At 59.2% G+C, this 18,667-nt stretch carries 17 protein-coding genes; 13 read left to right on the top strand and 4 right to left on the bottom strand.

Annotated features, from left to right (window positions below):
* Positions 1 to 11: 11 nt before the first annotated feature.
* Together tusA and rlmM are read right to left on the bottom strand one after the other, a co-directional pair.
* Positions 12 to 263, bottom strand: a complete 252-nt coding sequence (gene tusA / locus BK658_RS24990; protein ID WP_054593199.1) for a sulfurtransferase TusA — start codon at positions 261 to 263, stop codon at positions 12 to 14.
* A 168-nt stretch (positions 264 to 431) separates the two neighbouring features.
* On the bottom strand, positions 432 to 1,505 hold the full coding sequence (gene rlmM, locus BK658_RS24980; protein ID WP_123584629.1) for a 23S rRNA (cytidine(2498)-2'-O)-methyltransferase RlmM: 1,074 nt from the start codon (positions 1,503 to 1,505) through the stop codon (positions 432 to 434).
* A 222-nt stretch (positions 1,506 to 1,727) separates the two neighbouring features.
* Here rlmM and acnA point away from each other — a divergent pair, with 222 nt between their 5' ends.
* From acnA to BK658_RS24965, 3 genes are all read left to right on the top strand, one after another.
* Entirely contained in the window at positions 1,728 to 4,478 is a 2,751-nt protein-coding gene (gene acnA, locus BK658_RS24975) for an aconitate hydratase AcnA (protein WP_123584628.1), read from the top strand.
* Between the two features lie 227 nt (positions 4,479 to 4,705).
* Positions 4,706 to 5,497 carry a CPBP family intramembrane glutamic endopeptidase gene (locus tag BK658_RS24970; RefSeq protein ID WP_123584627.1) on the top strand — a complete coding sequence of 264 codons (792 nt, stop codon included), beginning with the start codon at positions 4,706 to 4,708 and terminating at the stop codon, positions 5,495 to 5,497.
* 100 nt (positions 5,498 to 5,597) lie between these two features.
* Entirely contained in the window at positions 5,598 to 7,163 is a 1,566-nt protein-coding gene (locus BK658_RS24965; RefSeq protein ID WP_123584626.1) for a methyl-accepting chemotaxis protein, read from the top strand.
* A gap of 187 nt (positions 7,164 to 7,350) precedes the next feature.
* Here the strand turns inward: BK658_RS24965 and BK658_RS24960 are convergent, their stop codons facing one another.
* Positions 7,351 to 8,028, bottom strand: coding sequence for an alpha/beta family hydrolase (locus BK658_RS24960; RefSeq protein WP_123584625.1), 678 nt, complete (start codon positions 8,026 to 8,028; stop codon positions 7,351 to 7,353).
* Positions 8,029 to 8,126: 98 nt separating this feature from the next.
* On the opposite strand from BK658_RS24960, the gene ccoN (BK658_RS24955) reads away from it, so the two are divergent.
* The 8 genes from ccoN (BK658_RS24955) (at position 8,127) to ccoP (BK658_RS24920) (ending at position 15,045) form a co-directional block, all read left to right on the top strand.
* Positions 8,127 to 9,551, top strand: a complete 1,425-nt coding sequence (gene ccoN / locus BK658_RS24955; protein ID WP_123584624.1) for a cytochrome-c oxidase, cbb3-type subunit I — start codon at positions 8,127 to 8,129, stop codon at positions 9,549 to 9,551.
* Positions 9,552 to 9,561: 10 nt separating this feature from the next.
* On the top strand, positions 9,562 to 10,170 hold the full coding sequence (ccoO, locus tag BK658_RS24950) for a cytochrome-c oxidase, cbb3-type subunit II (protein WP_123584623.1): 609 nt from the start codon (positions 9,562 to 9,564) through the stop codon (positions 10,168 to 10,170).
* Between the two features lie 18 nt (positions 10,171 to 10,188).
* On the top strand, positions 10,189 to 10,395 hold the full coding sequence (locus BK658_RS24945) for a cbb3-type cytochrome oxidase subunit 3 (RefSeq protein ID WP_123584797.1): 207 nt from the start codon (positions 10,189 to 10,191) through the stop codon (positions 10,393 to 10,395).
* On the top strand, positions 10,392 to 11,345 hold the full coding sequence (ccoP, locus tag BK658_RS24940; protein ID WP_123584622.1) for a cytochrome-c oxidase, cbb3-type subunit III: 954 nt from the start codon (positions 10,392 to 10,394) through the stop codon (positions 11,343 to 11,345). Before BK658_RS24945 ends, ccoP (BK658_RS24940) begins: the two co-directional genes overlap by 4 nt.
* A 484-nt stretch (positions 11,346 to 11,829) precedes the next feature.
* Entirely contained in the window at positions 11,830 to 13,272 is a 1,443-nt protein-coding gene (ccoN, locus tag BK658_RS24935) for a cytochrome-c oxidase, cbb3-type subunit I (protein ID WP_054593208.1), read from the top strand.
* Positions 13,272 to 13,880, top strand: a complete 609-nt coding sequence (gene ccoO, locus BK658_RS24930; RefSeq protein ID WP_054593209.1) for a cytochrome-c oxidase, cbb3-type subunit II — start codon at positions 13,272 to 13,274, stop codon at positions 13,878 to 13,880. The genes ccoN (BK658_RS24935) and ccoO (BK658_RS24930) overlap by 1 nt, the downstream gene beginning before the upstream one ends.
* A 5-nt stretch (positions 13,881 to 13,885) precedes the next feature.
* Complete coding sequence (locus BK658_RS24925) at positions 13,886 to 14,071, top strand: CcoQ/FixQ family Cbb3-type cytochrome c oxidase assembly chaperone (RefSeq protein WP_003175465.1); 186 nt, start codon at positions 13,886 to 13,888, stop codon at positions 14,069 to 14,071.
* The gene (gene ccoP, locus BK658_RS24920; protein ID WP_054593210.1) at positions 14,068 to 15,045 is read left to right on the top strand and encodes a cytochrome-c oxidase, cbb3-type subunit III; all 978 of its coding nucleotides are present in this window, start codon (positions 14,068 to 14,070) and stop codon (positions 15,043 to 15,045) included. Before BK658_RS24925 ends, ccoP (BK658_RS24920) begins: the two co-directional genes overlap by 4 nt.
* 78 nt (positions 15,046 to 15,123) lie before the next feature.
* Here ccoP (BK658_RS24920) and BK658_RS24915 read toward each other — a convergent pair whose 3' ends face one another.
* A complete protein-coding gene (locus tag BK658_RS24915; protein WP_123584621.1) occupies positions 15,124 to 16,134 on the bottom strand; it encodes a metallophosphoesterase family protein in 1,011 nt (336 codons plus the stop codon).
* Between the two features lie 474 nt (positions 16,135 to 16,608).
* On the opposite strand from BK658_RS24915, the gene ccoG reads away from it, so the two are divergent.
* Positions 16,609 to 18,024: a cytochrome c oxidase accessory protein CcoG gene (gene ccoG, locus BK658_RS24910; RefSeq protein WP_123584620.1), complete on the top strand. Its 1,416-nt coding sequence runs from the start codon at positions 16,609 to 16,611 to the stop codon at positions 18,022 to 18,024.
* Positions 18,025 to 18,035: 11 nt separating this feature from the next.
* Complete coding sequence (locus BK658_RS24905; protein WP_123584619.1) at positions 18,036 to 18,569, top strand: FixH family protein; 534 nt, start codon at positions 18,036 to 18,038, stop codon at positions 18,567 to 18,569.
* Positions 18,570 to 18,667 lie beyond the last annotated feature (98 nt).

Raw genomic sequence — 18,667 nt, 5'->3', positions numbered from 1 at the left:
TTTCGGGTCCGTTAATCGGACTTCTTGCGAATCCAGTACAGATAGGTCCCGGCGTCTTCCTGTTGCTCGACCAGTTCATGGCCAAGAAACACGCAGAACTTCGGGATATCGCGACGGGTCGACGGGTCGGTGGCGATCACCTTCAGCAGACCGCCAGCCGGCAGGTCGCGCACGTGCTGGTGCAGCATCATCACCGGCTCCGGGCAATTGAGGCCGGTGGCGTCGAGGGTGCCGTCTACCGGCGTATCAATCATTTCACTCATGATTCACTCCTGAAACTGGCCGGCATTGTCGCGCAAAACCGGGTGCTCGGTCATCTGTGACATCTGTGGGAGCGAGCCTGCTCGCGATAGGGCCATAACATTCAATATCAATGTTGATTGTTACACCGCTATCGCGAGCAGGCTCGCTCCCACATGGGGCCGGGTGAATCAGCGGGTTTTCGGTTTCTTTATGTCATGCCGGCGCAAATGGCAGGTCACTTCTTCCCGGTCGTGGTACAGCTGTTTGCAGCCGATATCGACCCGAATGCCACGCGCCTTGAAGCCTTCTGCAATGCGCTCAAGCAAGCGCTTCACTTCAGCATAACGTTGCTTCATCGGCAGCTTCAGGTTGACCACCGCCTCGCGGCAATGCCCCTCGCCAATCCACTCTTCCAGCATCGCCGCGTTGCGCGCCGGTTTCTCGACGATGTCGCAGACCATCCAGTCCACCGGTTGCTTGGGCTTGAAGGTAAAACCGTCCGCCATCAAGTGCTGAACCAGCCCGGTGTCCATCAGGCTTTCAGCCATTGGGCCGTTATCGATAGCAGTCACCAACATGCCGCGGTTGACCAGTTGCCAGGTCCAGCCGCCAGGCGCAGCGCCCAGGTCAACGCCAGTCATGTCACTGTGCAGGCGCTCGTCCCACTGATCACGCGGGATGAAGTGGTGCCACGCTTCTTCCAGCTTCAGGGTCGAACGGCTTGGCGCTTCACGCGGGAACTTCAACCGCGGAATGCCCATCGGCCACATCGCCGAGTTGTTGGCCTCGGCCAGACCTACGAATACTTCACGGCCGCTTTTGAAGGTCAGCAACAAACGCGGCTTGTTGGCGTCTTCCACCAGTTTGCCGGCGCCGGTCAGCGCCTTGCGCAGCGGGCCTTCGAATTTCTTGCAGAAGTTCGACAGCTCTTTGCCGTCGTTGGTATCAACCACTTCCAGCCACAGACTGCCGCAGGTCGGGAAGCTCGCCAGATGAGCGAGGATCACGCTGATGCGGTCGGTTTCCGGCAGATCGATGAAGATCCCGCGCGCCCATTGGCGCGGAAAAATCAGCTCGGCGAAACGCTGGCCGCGCATCAGGCGCTCGGCGCCATCTTCTTCGGTGCAGACAAACTCGGCGCAGGCACTGGCGGTTTTGGCCTTGGCATAACCGGCCACGTTCAGCCGCGCGGCGTGTTCGGAAATCTCGGAACAGACTTCGCCTTCGAAGCCTGGCCGGCAATGCATAAAGAGGGTGTTCATTATTACTCCTGGGCAGATGGCGAGACATTCAACCACTGCGCGATGCCCAGACTTGCGTTGAAGCAAAGCCTGTCACGAAAACCGGCGCATGATAGCCGAGTTCGCAACGCCGGACTTGTCCATAGAGTCCGGTTATTAGCCAGATTTGCCAAACAGGGCTAGGTTAAAGGCTCTGTCCGTCCCGTCAGTCCGTAGCCGTGCGGACCCAAAGGAGTCATTTCAATGCCGTCCCTCGATAGTCTGAAGACCCTTAAAACGCTGAAAATAGACGACAAGACCTACCATTACTTTAGCCTTCCGGAAGCCGCAAAGTCCTTGGGCGATCTCGACAAGCTGCCGATGTCGCTCAAAGTGCTTCTGGAAAACCTGCTGCGCTGGGAGGACGAAAAAACCGTCACCGGCGCCGACCTCAAGGCCCTCGCCGCCTGGCTCAAAGAACGGCGCAGCGACCGGGAAATCCAGTACCGCCCCGCGCGCGTGTTGATGCAGGACTTCACTGGAGTACCGGCGGTGGTCGACCTCGCGGCCATGCGCGCCGCCATGGCCAAGGCCGGCGGCGATCCGCAGCGAATCAATCCGCTGTCGCCGGTGGACCTGGTGATCGACCACTCGGTGATGGTCGACAAATTCGCCAGCAGCACGGCCTTCACCCAGAACGTCGACATCGAGATGCAGCGTAATGGCGAGCGTTATGCCTTTCTGCGCTGGGGCCAGAGTGCCTTTGATAACTTCAGCGTCGTGCCGCCGGGCACGGGCATCTGTCACCAGGTCAACCTGGAATACCTTGGTCGCACGGTGTGGACCAAGGATGAGGACGGCCGCACCTATGCCTTCCCGGATACGCTGGTCGGCACCGATTCCCACACCACCATGATCAACGGCCTCGGCGTACTCGGCTGGGGGGTTGGCGGGATCGAAGCGGAAGCAGCGATGCTTGGCCAACCGGTGTCGATGCTGATCCCGGAAGTGATCGGTTTCAAACTCACCGGCAAACTCAAGGAAGGTATTACCGCCACTGACCTGGTGCTGACCGTCACCCAGATGCTGCGCAAGAAAGGCGTGGTCGGCAAATTCGTCGAATTTTATGGCGACGGCCTCGCCGAGTTGCCGTTGGCGGATCGTGCGACCATCGCCAACATGGCCCCGGAATATGGCGCCACCTGCGGTTTTTTCCCGGTGGACGACGTGACGCTGGAGTACCTGCGCCTGTCCGGTCGCCCCGCCGCCGTGGTGAAACTGGTCGAGGCCTACTGCAAAACCCAGGGCCTGTGGCGTCTGCCCGGCCAAGAGCCGGTGTTTACTGACAGCCTGGCGCTGGACATGAACAGCGTCGAAGCCAGCCTCGCCGGCCCCAAACGCCCGCAAGACCGGGTGGCGCTGCCGAATGTCGCCCAGGCGTTCACTGACTTCCTCGGCCTGCAAGTCAAGCCCGCCCGCCCCACCAGCAAGGAAGAAGGCCGCCTCGAAAGCGAAGGTGGCGGTGGCGTCGCCGTCGGCAATGCCGATCTCGTGAGCGAGGCGGATTACGAGTACGAGGGCCAGACGTATCGGCTGAAAAACGGTGCCGTGGTGATTGCCGCCATCACCTCTTGCACCAACACCTCCAACCCAAGCGTGATGATGGCTGCCGGGCTGGTGGCCAAAAAAGCCGTGGAGAAAGGCCTCAAGCGCAAACCCTGGGTGAAGAGTTCTCTGGCGCCGGGTTCCAAGGTAGTCACCGACTACTACAAGGCCGCTGGCCTGACCCAATACCTCGATGAACTGGGCTTTTCTCTGGTCGGCTACGGCTGCACCACCTGTATCGGTAACTCCGGGCCGTTGCTGGAACCGATTGAAAAAGCCATCCAGAGCTCCGACCTGGCCGTTGCCTCGGTGCTGTCCGGCAACCGCAACTTCGAAGGTCGCGTGCACCCATTGGTGAAAACCAACTGGCTGGCCTCCCCTCCGTTGGTCGTCGCGTATGCCTTGGCCGGCAGCGTGCGCATGGACATCAGCAGCGAGTCGCTGGGTGAAGGCAAGGATGGCAAACCGGTGTACCTGCGGGACATCTGGCCGAGCAGCAAGGAAATCGCCGACGCCGTGGCGCAGGTCGACACCGCGATGTTCCACAAGGAATACGCCGAGGTGTTTGCCGGGGACGCGCAGTGGCAAGCCATCGAAGTCCCACAAGCGGCGACCTACGTCTGGCAGAAGGATTCCACCTACATCCAGCATCCGCCATTCTTCGACAACATTTCCGGCCCCCTGCCGGTGATTCAGGACATCAGCGGTGCACGCGTACTGGCGCTGCTCGGCGACTCGGTGACCACCGACCACATCTCCCCCGCCGGCAACATCAAGTCCGATAGCCCGGCCGGACGCTACCTGCGTGAACAGGGTGTGGAACCGCGAGACTTCAACTCTTACGGCTCACGTCGCGGTAACCATGAAGTGATGATGCGCGGCACGTTTGCCAACATCCGTATTCGCAACGAAATGCTTGGCGGCGAAGAAGGCGGTAATACGCTCTACATTCCGACCGGTGAAAAACTGCCGATCTACGATGCCGCCATGCGCTATCAAGCGGCGGGCACTCCGCTGGTGGTGATTGCGGGTCAAGAATACGGCACCGGCTCAAGCCGTGACTGGGCGGCCAAGGGTACCAACCTGCTGGGCGTCAAAGCGGTGATTGCCGAGAGCTTCGAACGGATTCACCGCTCCAACCTGGTGGGCATGGGCGTACTGCCGCTGCAATTCAAGCTCGACCAGAACCGCAAGAGCCTGAACCTGACCGGCAAGGAGACTCTCGATATTCAAGGGCTGACGGGCGTCGAACTGACGCCGCGAATGAACCTGACGCTGGTGATCACCCGCGAGGACGGCAGCAGCGAGAAGGTGGATGTGTTGTGCCGGATCGACACGTTGAACGAAGTGGAATACTTCAAGGCGGGAGGGATACTGCATTATGTGTTGCGGCAGTTGATTGCTTCATAATGTCGCACTGACAAAAACACCGCCTTTGGGCGGTGTTTTTGTTTGCTTCGCGAACGTCCCTTTAATCGCACCTGCTTCTTGTGGGAGCGAGCCTGCTCCGGGCGGCGATCCGACGATGAGGCAATTACATTCAACATTGATGTCGACTGTCAGTACGCTATCGCGAGCAGGCTCGCTCCCACAGTGGATCACGTCACACTGCAAAATCCCGGGAACAAGGACTTAACATGATTGCTCTGCCATGGCTCTACCTGGCACTCCTCTCCATCGGCTACGCACTGGCCCTGATCTACAGCCACCTCGGCTGGCTGGCGGCCATCTCCATCGGGTTGTTAGTGTTTGCCGGTTTTGCCGTTCGCCAACCACAGATCCAGGTCGGCCGCGTCCTGGGTCACGGCCTGTTCGTTTTCCTGGCGGTGGCGCTGGCCATGCACTGGCTTCCCGGTTTCTACAACGGTCGCGGTATCGGCCCGGAACGCTTCAGCGCTGATGCCGCACCGTTTTCCATGTACCTGAATCTGGACAAACCACTGATTGGCTTCTGGCTGTTGCTGGTGTGCCCGTGGATTGTCGGGCGCCGCTCCCTGCGCCTTTCACTTTATGCCACCGCCGCGGCACTGACCTTGAGCGTGCTGACTGCTCTGGGTGGCGCGCTGCTGCTGGGCATGATCAGTTGGGCGCCGAAGTGGCCCGATCAAGCCTGGCTCTGGGTGCTGAACAACCTGCTACTGGTGACGCTGGTCGAGGAGGCGCTGTTTCGCGGTTACATCCAGGGCGGTTTGAGTCGCTGCCTGAAGCACCTGCGCCACGGTGAACACCTCGCCCTGCTTGGCGCTACATTGTTGTTCGGTCTGGCGCACCTCGGCGCTGGCTGGCAATGGGTGCTGCTGGCGAGCCTTGCCGGGGTCGGTTACGGGCTGGCGTACCGTTTCGGTGGGCTGGGGGCCGCCATCGCCACGCACTTTGGCTTGAATCTGCTGCACTTTGGTCTCTTTACCTACCCGATGCTGGCGGGTTGAAGATCAAGGAATGTGCGCCAGCGCTGAATATTGAAAAATAATTTCAATTTATTCCTGGCGCTGCCGACACCCTCTCAAAGCCTTGCGGATTGAAAAAGCCATGCGTAATAACCAGCCCATTACACAACGCGAGCGGACCTTCCCGGCTCAGCAACGGTTGATTTCCACGACCGATGCCAAAGGCGTGATCACCTACTGCAACGACGCTTTCGTCGAAATCAGCGGGTTTTCTCGTGAAGAGCTGATCCGTGCACCGCACAACCTGGTCCGTCACCCCGACGTTCCGTCTGCGGTCTTCGCGCACATGTGGGGCACACTGAAACAAGGCTTGCCATGGATGGGCATTGTCAAGAATCGCTGCAAGACCGGTGATCACTACTGGGTTAACGCCTATGTCACACCGGTATTCGACGGCAATCAGGTGGTCGGTTACGAGTCGGTGCGGGTCAAGCCCAGCGCTGAACAGATCCGCCGTGCCGAAGCGCTTTACCAACGCATCAATCAGGGCAAGTCGGCGATTCCTCAAACAGACAAATGGCTACCGGTGCTACAGGACTGGTTGCCGTTCATTCTGGTCAGCCAGTTGAGTTTCATGATCGGCGCCACGCTCAACTCACAGTGGGGTTTTGCGCTGGCCGCCGGGCTGTCCGTACCGCTCGGCCTGCTGGGTTTAAGCTGGCAACAGCGTGGCCTCAAGCGCTTGCTGCGCCTGGCCGAGCAGACCACATCCGACCCGCTGATTGCGCAGATGTACACTGACAGCCGCGGCGCTCAAGCGCGCCTGGAAATGTCGATCCTCAGTCAGGAAGCCCGTCTGAAAACCTGCCTGACTCGCCTGCAAGACACCGCCGAACACCTGAACGAGCAAGCTCGACAGTCCGACACCCTGGCGCACAAAAGCTCGACGGGCCTGGAACGTCAGCGCGTCGAGACCGAGCAAGTGGCGACCGCCGTCAACCAGATGGCCGCCACTACCCAGGAAGTCGCCAGCCACGTGCAACGCACCGCTGACGCGACCCAGGAAGCCAATCGCCTGACCGGTCGTGGCCGTGACATCGCCGGTGAAACCCGTGACGCGATCCAGCGCCTGTCGATGGTGGTCGGTGAAACCGGTCTGACCGTGACCCAACTGGCCAAGGACAGCGACGAAATCGGCGGCGTGGTCGACGTGATCAAAGGCATTGCCGACCAGACCAACCTGCTGGCCTTGAACGCGGCCATCGAAGCGGCTCGCGCCGGTGAGATGGGCCGTGGTTTTGCGGTAGTTGCCGACGAAGTAAGGCAACTGGCGCAACGCACCAGCGAATCGACCGGGCAGATTCACACCCTGATCGCCAAGCTCCAGCAGACCGCCAGCACCGCGGTGCAAACCATGGAAGCGGGTCACCGTCAGGCTGAAGAAGGCGTGGCGCGGGTTCTGGAAGCCGACCAGGCGCTGGTGGGTATCAGCGAAGCGGTGGCCAACATCACCGAGATGACCACCCAAATCGCTGCCGCGACCGAAGAGCAAAGTGCAGTAGCCGAAGAGATCAGCCGCAACATCAGCACCATTGCGCAACTGGCTGACCAGACCTCGGAACAGGCACAGAACTCGGCGTTGCTGAGTGAAGAGCTGACCAAAACCGCGAATACCCAGTATTCGCTGGTGGAGCGGTTTAACCGCTGATCGTTGCTGGCAAATACAAAAGCCCGGGAGGTAATACTTCCGGGTTTTTTATTGCCAATCTGAAAGTGATGTCGTCTGTCATGACTCCATCGCGAGCAGGCTCGCTCCCACAGTGGATTGTGGTGGCGCGCAAATCCTTGTGGGAGCGAGCCTGCTCGCGATGAGGCCGCAACTGCCACCATCATTATCAGAGAAGAAATTCAGCAACCTTCTGCGCCGCAGCCGCCAAATGCTGCTCGTGAGTAAACCCGGACGCCTTCAACGGCTTCAAATCATGATCGCCAGCCGCCAGCCAGAACACCTCGATACTCGGCGACAGCACGTAACCTTCCACCGCCTGGCGATTACCCAACGCATCCCTCTCCCCCTGCACAATCAGCGTCGGCGTCTTGAGCCCGGCCAGATGCTCGACTCGCGGCTTCTCCGGTTTGCCCACCGCGTAAAACGGATATCCCAGACACACCAGCGCATCCGCGCCCAACTCATCGGCCAGCAAACTGGCCATGCGTCCGCCCATGGACTTGCCGCCGATGGCCAGGCGCCCAGTGACATGGCGTCGCACCAAGGCATGCACTTCACGCCAGCATTCGAGCAATTTGGGCGTCGGATTCGGCGGACGCTTGCCACCGTCGATGCGCCGTTGCGCCATGTACGGAAACTCGAAACGCAACACGTTGACGCCAAGCCCGGCAAGGCGTGCGGCGATGTCGTTCATCCAGTCGCTGTCCATCGGTGCGCCGGCGCCGTGGGCAAGAATCAGCGTCGCCGCTGCCGGCACCGAGGCGGCATCCCACAGCCATCCGCGGTCCTGCACGCACTGCACCCATTGATCCCCGTCAATACTGGCCTTGTGCTGTTTGTCCATGCTTGCCTCGCTTTTAATCTGCCTATAACTCCAGGCGAAGGGAGCGTCATCGCCTCGCGCGGACGCTTTCACTTCGGCTGAACCGTGGATGGGGAACCATGAACACTTCTTTAAGTACCGCCTATAACTACAAGGTGGTCCGCCAATTCGCCATTATGACGGTGGTGTGGGGCATCGTCGGCATGGGGCTCGGGGTTTTTCTCGCGGCTCAATTGGTCTGGCCTGAACTCAACTTCAATTTGCCCTGGACCAGCTTCGGCCGTTTGCGCCCGCTGCACACCAACGCGGTGATCTTCGCGTTCGGCGGCTGCGCCCTGTTCGCCAGCTCCTTCTATTCGGTGCAACGTACCTGCCAGACGCAGCTGTTCGCGCCGAAAATCGCCGCATTCTGCTTCTGGGGCTGGCAGTTGGTCATTGTCCTGGCCGCCATCAGCCTGCCGCTGGGCTACACCACTTCCAAGGAATACGCCGAGCTGGAATGGCCGATCGCCATTTTGATCGCCATCGTCTGGGTCGCCTACGGCGTCGTTTTCTTCGGCACGGTGATGAAGCGCAAGACCAAGCACATCTACGTCGGTAACTGGTTCTTCGGTGCGTTCATCATCACCGTGGCCATCCTGCATATCGTCAACCACGCCTCCCTGCCGGTGAGCTGGACCAAGTCCTACTCGGCCTACGGCGGTGCGACCGATGCCATGGTCCAGTGGTGGTACGGCCATAACGCGGTAGGTTTCTTCCTCACCGCAGGCTTCCTCGGAATGATGTATTACTTCGTGCCGAAACAGGCCGAACGCCCGGTGTACTCCTATCGCCTGTCGATCGTGCACTTCTGGGCACTGATCACCCTGTACATCTGGGCCGGCCCGCACCACTTGCACTACACCGCGCTGCCGGACTGGGCGCAGTCACTGGGCATGGTGATGTCGCTGATCCTGCTCGCACCGAGCTGGGGCGGGATGATCAACGGCATGATGACCCTCTCGGGCGCCTGGCATAAATTGCGCAGCGACCCGATCCTGCGCTTCCTGGTCGTGTCGCTGGCGTTCTACGGCATGTCGACCTTCGAAGGGCCGATGATGGCGATCAAAACGGTCAACGCCCTCTCCCACTACACCGACTGGACCATCGGCCACGTACACGCCGGCGCACTCGGCTGGGTGGCGATGATCTCGATCGGCGCGCTGTACCACATGATCCCGAAAATCTTCGGCCGCACGCAGATGCACAGCCTCGGCCTGATCAACGCGCACTTTTGGCTCGCCACCATCGGCACCGTGCTCTACATCGCCTCGATGTGGGTCAACGGCATCGCCCAGGGCCTGATGTGGCGTGCGGTCAACGAAGACGGCACGCTGACCTACTCCTTCGTCGAAACCCTGGTGGCCAGCCACCCAGGCTACGTCGTGCGGCTGGTGGGCGGCGCGATCTTCTTCAGCGGCATGCTGCTGATGGCTTACAACACCTGGCGCACCGTGCGTGCCGCACAGCCAGCCGAAGCCGCCGCCGCGGCGCAGATGGCCTGAGGAGTCCGCCATGAAACACGAAACGATTGAGAAAAACGTCGGCCTGCTGTTGCTGCTGATGGTCTTCGCGGTGAGCATCGGCGGCCTGACCCAGATCGTCCCGCTGTTCTTCCAGGACGTCACCAACAAGCCGGTCGAAGGCATGAAGCCTTACACCGCCCTGCAGCTCGAAGGTCGCGACATCTACATCCGCGAAGGTTGCGTGCAATGCCACTCGCAGATGATTCGCCCGTTCCGCGCCGAAACCGAGCGCTACGGCCACTACTCGGTGGCCGGTGAAAGCGTTTGGGATCATCCGTTCCTGTGGGGCTCCAAGCGTACCGGCCCGGACCTGGCCCGGATCGGCGGTCGCTACTCGGAAGACTGGCACCGCGCGCATTTGTACAACCCGCGCAACGTCGTGCCGGAATCGAAGATGCCCGCCTACCCATGGCTGGTGGCCAACGCGCTGGACAGCAGCCACACCGAAACCAAGTTGCGGGTCATGCGCACCCTCGGCGTTCCGTACACCGACGAAGACATTGCAGGCAGCGCCGAAACGCTCAAGGGCAAGACCGAAATGGACGCGCTGGTCGCCTACCTGCAAGTGCTCGGCACTGCGATCAAGAGCAAGAGGTGAGCCATGCCCATGTCTTTTATAGAGAGCGAAATGAGCACCGGAATGATTCGCGGCCTGGGCACCGTCGTCGTCTTCATAGCCTTTGTCGGACTGACGCTATGGGTATTCAACGGTAAACGCAGCCCGGATTTCGCCGAAGCGCGCCTGCTGCCCTTTGCCGATGAACCGCAACCCGACAACACCGACACCAAAGAACCCGCAGCAACAAGGAGTACCCGGCCATGACCACCTTCTGGAGTACGTGGATCTGCGTACTGACCATTGGCAGCCTGATCGGTCTGACGTGGCTGCTGATCGGCACCCGCAAGGGCGAAACCAAAGGCAGCGTCGACCAGACCATGGGCCACAGCTTCGACGGCATCGAGGAGTACGACAATCCGCTGCCGCAGTGGTGGTTCATGCTGTTCGCCGGGACCCTGGTGTTTGCCGTCGGCTACCTGATTCTTTATCCGGGCCTGGGCAACTGGAAAGGCGTACTGCCAGGCTATCAGGACGGCTGGACCCAGACCAAGGAATGGGACCGGGAAATGGCCAAGGCCGACGCCAAGTTCGGACCGATCTTCGCCAAATTCGCGGCCATGCCTGTGGAAGAGGTCGCCAAGGATCCACAAGCGCTGAAAATGGGCGGACGCCTGTTCGCCTCCAACTGCGCGGTCTGCCACGGCTCGGATGCCAAGGGCGCGTTTGGTTTCCCCAACCTCGCCGACAACATCTGGCGTTGGGGCGGCAGTGCCGAAACCATCAAGACCACGATCATGGGCGGACGCATGGCGGCCATGCCGGCCTGGGGTGAAGTACTGGGTGAGACCGGGGTGAAAAATGTCGCGGCCTATGTGCGTCACGAGCTCGCCGGCCTGCCGCTGCCAGCCGACAGCGGTGCTGACCTGCAAGCCGGACAGCAAACGTTCAGCACCACTTGCGTAGCCTGTCACGGTCCAAACGGCCAGGGCACGGAACTGATGGGGGCGCCAAACCTGACGCAACCGGCAGGTTTCATCTACGGCACCAGCCTGACGCAACTGCAACAGACCATCCGCCATGGTCGCCAGGGTCAGATGCCGGCGCAGCACGAACTGCTCGGCAACGACAAGGTGCAACTGCTGGCCGCGTACGTGTACAGCTTGTCTCACAGCCCGAACGCCGAGCGTTTGCAGGCTGAAAGCAAAACCGAATAAATCTTCACCGCCCAACTGCTGCATTCACCCGAATGCGGCAGTTCCCTGCTCCTTTGCGACGCATTGTCGCACCCCTCAATGGGTCTGCCTTTCGGTTCGGTGGATTCGCGTCTACGCTTGCTTCGAAGCGGACTGGCAACAGCCGGTCATAAGGTCAACCGTACACGATGCGTTCGACGAATCTGTTCGATGACAGGCCGCAAAGGCTGGTGGATACCGGCTGTCGTGCAAATTGCCGTCTGTCACCTGCCCGCCTCGTTTGAACACACCCAGTTACACCTGACCCGACCCCCTCGCCTTTTTGGTCCGCCGAGACATTTTGTCCATGGGCAATTTTGTCCCTACGCGGAGCATGGAAAGGCCGCAGAATCAGCTTTTGAAAGCATTGACGCGGGTCATGGCGCGTTGCAATGACCCCCCGCTTTCTCCATACTTGCGACCGATTTTTATCCCTAATAAAACACCTAAACCGTGGAACCTTAGAATGAGCACAGCAATCAGTCCGACTGCTTATAACTATAAGGTAGTCCGCCAGTTCGCCATCATGACGGTGGTCTGGGGGATCCTTGGCATGGGGCTCGGTGTCTTCATCGCCTCACAACTGGTCTGGCCGGAGTTGAATTTCGGCCTGCCGTGGACGACGTTTGGACGCCTACGCCCGTTGCACACCAACCTGGTGATTTTCGCCTTCGGTGGTTGTGCACTGTTTGCCACTTCCTATTACGTCGTGCAGCGAACCTGCCAAACGCGACTGATTTCCGACAGCCTCGCCGCCTTCCACTTCTGGGGTTGGCAAGCGGTGATCGTCGGCGCGATCGTTACCTTGCCGCTGGGTTACACCACCACCAAGGAATACGCGGAACTGGAATGGCCTCTGGCTATCCTGCTGGCTATCGTCTGGGTCACCTACGGCCTGGTGTTCTTCGGCACCATCGTCAAGCGCAAAACCAAGCACATCTATGTCGGTAACTGGTTCTACGGTGCTTTCATCGTCGTGACGGCGATGCTGCACATCGTCAACCACGCCTCCTTGCCGGTCAGTTTCTTCAAGTCCTACTCGGCGTACGCCGGTGCGACTGACGCCATGATCCAGTGGTGGTACGGCCACAACGCGGTAGGTTTCTTCCTGACCACCGGCTTTCTGGGGATGATGTACTACTTCGTGCCGAAACAGGCCGAGCGTCCAATCTATTCGTATCGCCTGTCGATCGTGCACTTCTGGGCACTGATCACCCTGTACATCTGGGCTGGCCCGCACCACCTGCACTACACCGCACTGCCGGACTGGGCTCAGTCGCTGGGCATGGCCATGTCGATCATCCTGCTGGCACCAAGCTGGGGCGGCATGATCAACGGCATGATGACCCTGTCGGGCGCCTGGCATAAGCTGCGTACTGACCCAATCCTGCGTTTCCTGGTCGTGTCCCTGGCGTTCTACGGCATGTCGACCTTCGAAGGCCCGATGATGGCCATCAAGACCGTCAACTCGCTGTCTCACTACACTGACTGGACCATCGGCCACGTACACGCCGGTGCCTTGGGCTGGGTAGCGATGATTTCGATCGGTGCGCTGTACCACATGATCCCGAAAATCTTCGGTCGTGCGCAGATGCACAGCATCGGCCTGATCAACACGCACTTCTGGCTCGCGACCATCGGTACCGTGCTCTACATCGCTTCGATGTGGGTCAACGGCATCACCCAGGGCCTGATGTGGCGTGCAATCAACGATGACGGCACCCTCACCTACTCCTTCGTCGAAGCCCTGCAAGCCAGCCACCCTGGTTTCATCGTTCGCGCCCTTGGCGGTGCGTTCTTTGCCAGCGGCATGCTGTTCATGGCGTACAACGTGTTCCGCACCGTACGCGCCTCGAATCCGGAAGATGCTGAAGCCGCCGCTCAGATCGCTGTCGTTGGAGCTCACTGATGAAGCATGAAGCAGTCGAGAAGAATATTGGCCTGCTGGCCTTCTTCATGGTCATCGCCGTCAGCATCGGCGGCCTGACCCAGATCGTCCCGTTGTTTTTTCAGGACGTGACCAACAAGCCGGTTGAAGGTATGAAGCCACGCCCGGCGCTGGAACTTGAAGGCCGTGACATTTTCATCGCCAACGGTTGTGTCGGCTGCCACTCGCAGATGATCCGTCCGTTCCGTGCTGAAACCGAACGCTATGGCCACTACTCGGTAGCCGGTGAAAGCGTTTGGGACCACCCGTTCCTGTGGGGTTCCAAGCGTACCGGCCCGGACCTGGCCCGCGTTGGCGGTCGTTACTCCGATGACTGGCAGCGTGCGCACTTGTACAACCCGCGCAACGTGGTCCCAGAGTCGAAAATGCCGGCTTACCCGTTCCTCGTGGAAAACAAGCTCGACGGCAAGGACACCGCGAAGAAAATGGAAGTCTTGCGCACCCTCGGCGTTCCTTACACCGACGAAGACATCGCCGGTGCAAAAGATGCCGTGAAGGGCAAAACCGAAATGGACGCGCTGGTGGCCTATCTGCAAGGCCTGGGCACCATCATCAAAAGCAAACGGTGATTTAGATGGATATCGGGATGATTCGTGGCCTGGGCACCGTTGTCGTGATGGTTGCCTTTATCGGTCTGGCGCTGTGGGTGTTCAGCCCCAAGCGCAAATCGGAGTTTGAAGACGCGACCTTGCTGCCTTTCGCGGATGATCCCGAAGCCATCAAGCACGTCGAGCAAGCTTCTAGGAGTAACAAAGAATGACTACGTTCTGGAGTCTGTACGTCACAGTCCTCAGTCTGGGTACCATCTTCGCCCTGACCTGGCTGCTGCTGTCGACCCGCAAGGGCCAGCGCGCCGAGCAGACGGATGAGACGGTTGGCCACGCCTTCGACGGGATCGAGGAATACGACAACCCGCTGCCGAAATGGTGGTTCATGCTGTTTGTCGGGACCATCATCTTTGCCCTTGGTTACCTGGTGCTGTACCCGGGCCTGGGCAACTGGAAAGGCCTGCTGCCGGGTTACGGCTACCTCGACAACGAGAAGCAGACCGCGTTCGCCAACGGCCAGTCCGGCTGGACCGGCGTTCACGAGTGGGAAAAGGAAATGGCCAAATCGGACGCCAAGTTCGGTCCGATCTTCGCCAAATTCGCGGCCATGCCAATTGAAGAAGTTGCCAAGGACCCGCAAGCCCTGAAGATGGGCGGCCGCCTGTTCGCCTCCAACTGCTCGGTTTGCCATGGCTCCGACGCCAAAGGCGCTTACGGCTTCCCGAACCTGACCGACGAAGACTGGCGTTGGGGTGGCGAGCCACAAACCATCAAGACCACCATCATGGGCGGCCGTCACGCGATGATGCCAGCCTGGGGTGAAGTGATCGGCGAACAAGGCGTCAGCGACGTTGCCGCGTTCGTACTGACCAACCTCGATGGCCGCAAGCTGCCGGAAGGCGCCAAGGCCGACCCGGTTGCCGGCCAGAAGATTTTCGCCGCCAACTGCGTGGCTTGCCACGGCCCGGAAGGCAAAGGTACCCCAGCCATGGGCGCACCTAACCTGACCCACCCGGCAGCGTTCATCTACGGCTCGAGCTTCGCTCAACTGCAGCAGACCATCCGTTACGGCCGTCAGGGCCAGATGCCTGCGCAAGAACAGCTGCAAGGCAACGACAAGGTTCACCTGCTGGCCGCTTACGTCTACAGCCTGTCTCACGGTGAGAAAGCTGCTGACGCCGAGTAAGGCAAACGCGTGATCGCACTAAAAAACGGCCCCGCCAGTGATCTGGCGGGGCCGTTTTCATTTCCGTCACTCATTTGCCTACTTCAAGATCGGGATGACCTTATCGACCTTTCGGCTTGGCCAGTTACTGTTCCGAACAACGCTGACCGCCAGAGACTGCCGGTCATTCGAAAAACTGGCAATCAGATAGGTTTGCTGAGAGGCAGAGCCGCTTAGAAATACCGGCACATCACCAAAGTACTTTGGCTTACCCCAATCGAAGTAAGTCCCCGCCCCCCAGTGATCATGCCCACCAAAGACTGCGGTCACCTTGTACTTCTCGATCATCTGTTTGAATCTGGATATCTGCTCGTCATCACCATTCCAATCGAAAACCTTGTGCATAGTGAGAATAATGACCTTGCCCTGCTCCCGAGCGCTCTTTAGATCCCCCTCCAGCCAGTCAAGCGCAGGGGTAATTTCAAACGCTGTCGGAGCAAGTGGATTGCCGGAGGTAAAACTGACGGTATAGGTCGGCTCATTATTCAATTGAACCACATGCACATCACCGGCACTTTTCGAGTAAGCGAGACTGCCATAATAGACACTCCCCAAGCCTGAACTTCTTGCCGCCAGGTCCATGGATTCGACTTTTCCCCAGTAGCGATCCTTGAGGTCGTTGACACTGCCAGCCGCACAGTTATTCAGGAAACAGTCGCCCACGTTATTGGCATAGTCATGATTACCCAGCCCGTAATCATATAGCCCCTCCAGTTTATTCTCGAAAACCGATTTCATGTATGAACGTTCGTCACCATGACCAAAGGCTGTGATATCACCGTTAATCATCACCGGTATGCGGGATGCCCCGCCATTCAGCTTCCTGAAACTTGAAATATCGGAGTACTGCAACTCTATCAGCTCTTTTGAGCGAGCCTCTTTGTTGGGGTCCGGAAGATTATCATCCGTGAGATCAGTCCAGGGGTATTGCGAATCCGATACAAACACCATATGGCGCGGCGCCTCTGCCGACGAGGCGCCATAGACCACAGGGATAACCAACGCCAATGCAAGACACACCAGCCACACACGCTCTTTATATAAAGTCATAGAAATCCATTTCCATCGATATTTAACAGCCACTCCATAGCGGCAACTGCAAAATATATCGCCCACCGACAATTAACAAACGACCAGCCTCTGCAGATCAACAGTAGATATGTCCAACACTTCCTGACACTCGCGCCCTTCAAAACACTCACTAAAAAATGTTCTATATAGTCCCGCGCAAATGAACATCAGGCAGTGGAAGGCGGAAGATGAGGGAATCGGACTCGGTACGCCCCTTGCGGGCGCGCGGTAGCAACCCTGGCCGGACGGACAGCTATACTCAACAAGTCAATTGATCTGCATCATGATTTGTTACATTTGCTACACCATCCACGATTTTTACCCAACGCGACCAAAGGTCGCACCCTTGCGCTAGAGCTACAGGCGTATCATTGCGCCACTGCAACACCTCTTTTTGACCGCGGTCGGCACGTACTGACCGGGGCATTTTTCCACTGCCGTGGGATGCAATAGATGAGCAACCAGATTCCGGTACACGACGTCACCCCACCTGCCAAGAACGCGAACAACAGCGTCGACCTCTACGCCTCTCGGGAAAAAATCTACACCCGCGCCTTCACCGGCCTGTTCCGTAATCTGCGAATGACCGGCGGTGCCGCGTTGTTTCTGCTGTATTTCGGCACGGTCTGGCTCAACTGGGGTGGCCACCAAGCCGTCTGGTGGAATCTGCCAGAGCGTAAGTTCTTCATCTTCGGCGCAACCTTCTGGCCGCAGGATTTCATTCTGCTGTCCGGCTTGTTGATCATCAGCGCCTTCGGTCTGTTCTTCATTACCGTGTACGCCGGGCGTGTCTGGTGCGGCTATACCTGCCCGCAGAGCGTCTGGACCTGGATTTTCATGTGGTGCGAGAAGGTCACCGAAGGCGACCGCAACCAGCGCATCAAGCTCGACAAGGCGCCAATGAGCGCCAACAAGTTCCTGCGCAAGTTCAGCAAACACGCGATGTGGCTGTTGATCGGCTTCGTCACCGGCATGACCTTCGTCGGCTACTTTTCGCCGATTCGTGAACTGACCATCGATTTCTTCATGGGCCAGGCCGATGGCTGGTCGTATTTCTGGGTCGGCTTCTTCACCCTCGCCACCTACGGCAACGCCGGCTGGCTGCGCGAGCAAGTGTGCATCTACATGTGCCCTTACGCGCGCTTCCAGAGTGTGATGTTCGACAAGGACACGCTGATCGTTTCCTACGACCCGCGCCGCGGCGAAGCCCGTGGTCCACGCAAGAAAGGCATCGACTACAAGGCCCAGGGCCTGGGTGACTGCATCGACTGCACCATGTGCGTTCAGGTGTGCCCGACCGGTATCGATATCCGTGACGGCTTGCAGATCGAATGCATCGGTTGCGCCGCCTGCATCGACGCCTGCGACAGCATCATGGACAAAATGGACTACCCGCGCGGGCTGATCAGCTACACCACCGAGCACAACCTGTCCGGGCAAAAAACCCATAAACTGCGTCCGCGCCTGATCGGCTACGCGCTGGTGTTGCTGGCCATGATCAGCTTGCTGATCACCGCGTTCTTCATGCGCTCGCTGGTCGGTTTCGATGTCAGCAAGGACCGTGTGCTGTATCGCGAAAACGCCGAAGGCCGGATCGAGAACGTCTACAGCCTCAAAGTCATGAACAAGGATCAGCGCGACCACACTTACGTGCTGGAAGCCTCCGGGCTGCCGGATCTCAAGTTGCAAGGCAAGCGCGAGATCAAGGTGGCTGCTGGCGAAATCTTCAGCATGCCGGTCGAGCTGTCGAGTGCACCGGAACAACTGCCGTCGAGCACCAACGAGGTGAAATTCACCCTCAAGGATGCCGACGACAACAGCGTCCACGTTGAAGCCAAGAGCCGATTCATCGGCCCACAAATTCGTTGAGAGAAGTCATCATGCCCGCAGCAACTGCCACCAGCCCTTGGTACAAGCACCTCTGGCCATGGATCATCATCGGGATTCTGACCTGTTCGGTGACCCTGACCTTGTCCATGGTGACCATTGCCGTCAAAAACCCGGACAACCTGGTTAACGACAATTATTACGAGGCGGGCAAAGGCATCAACCGTTCGCTGGACCGCGAGTTGCTGGCCCAGACCCTACTGTTGCGCGCCAACGTGCATCTGGATGAGGTGACCGGTGAAGTCGACGTGCGCCTGACCGGCAACAGCATGCCCAAGACGCTGGAACTGAACCTGATCTCGCCGACCCAGCCGGAAAAAGACCGCAAGATCACCCTGACCCGCAGCGAGACCGAACCGGGCCGTTATATCGGCCAGTTGACCGACAAGATCGAAGGCCGGCGCTTCGTCGAGCTGCTGGGCAGCCAGGACGATCATGTATGGCGCATGTTCGAAGAAGAACAGATCGGCCACGACAAGCATTTGCTGCTCGGTGACGAACCGCTGCAAGCCGCGGAAGACAAGTAGTAACAAGCTCAATCACTGATCGTACCCACGCTCTGCGTGGGTACGCAGCCAGGGACGCTCCGCGTCCCAGCCGAAGCGGACGCGGAGCGTCCGGGGAG

Origin of the sequence: Pseudomonas brassicacearum (assembly GCF_003732175.1) — a bacterium.
Taxonomy (GTDB): domain Bacteria; phylum Pseudomonadota; class Gammaproteobacteria; order Pseudomonadales; family Pseudomonadaceae; genus Aquipseudomonas; species Aquipseudomonas brassicacearum_G.
This window is presented reverse-complemented; position numbering and strand designations above follow the sequence as displayed.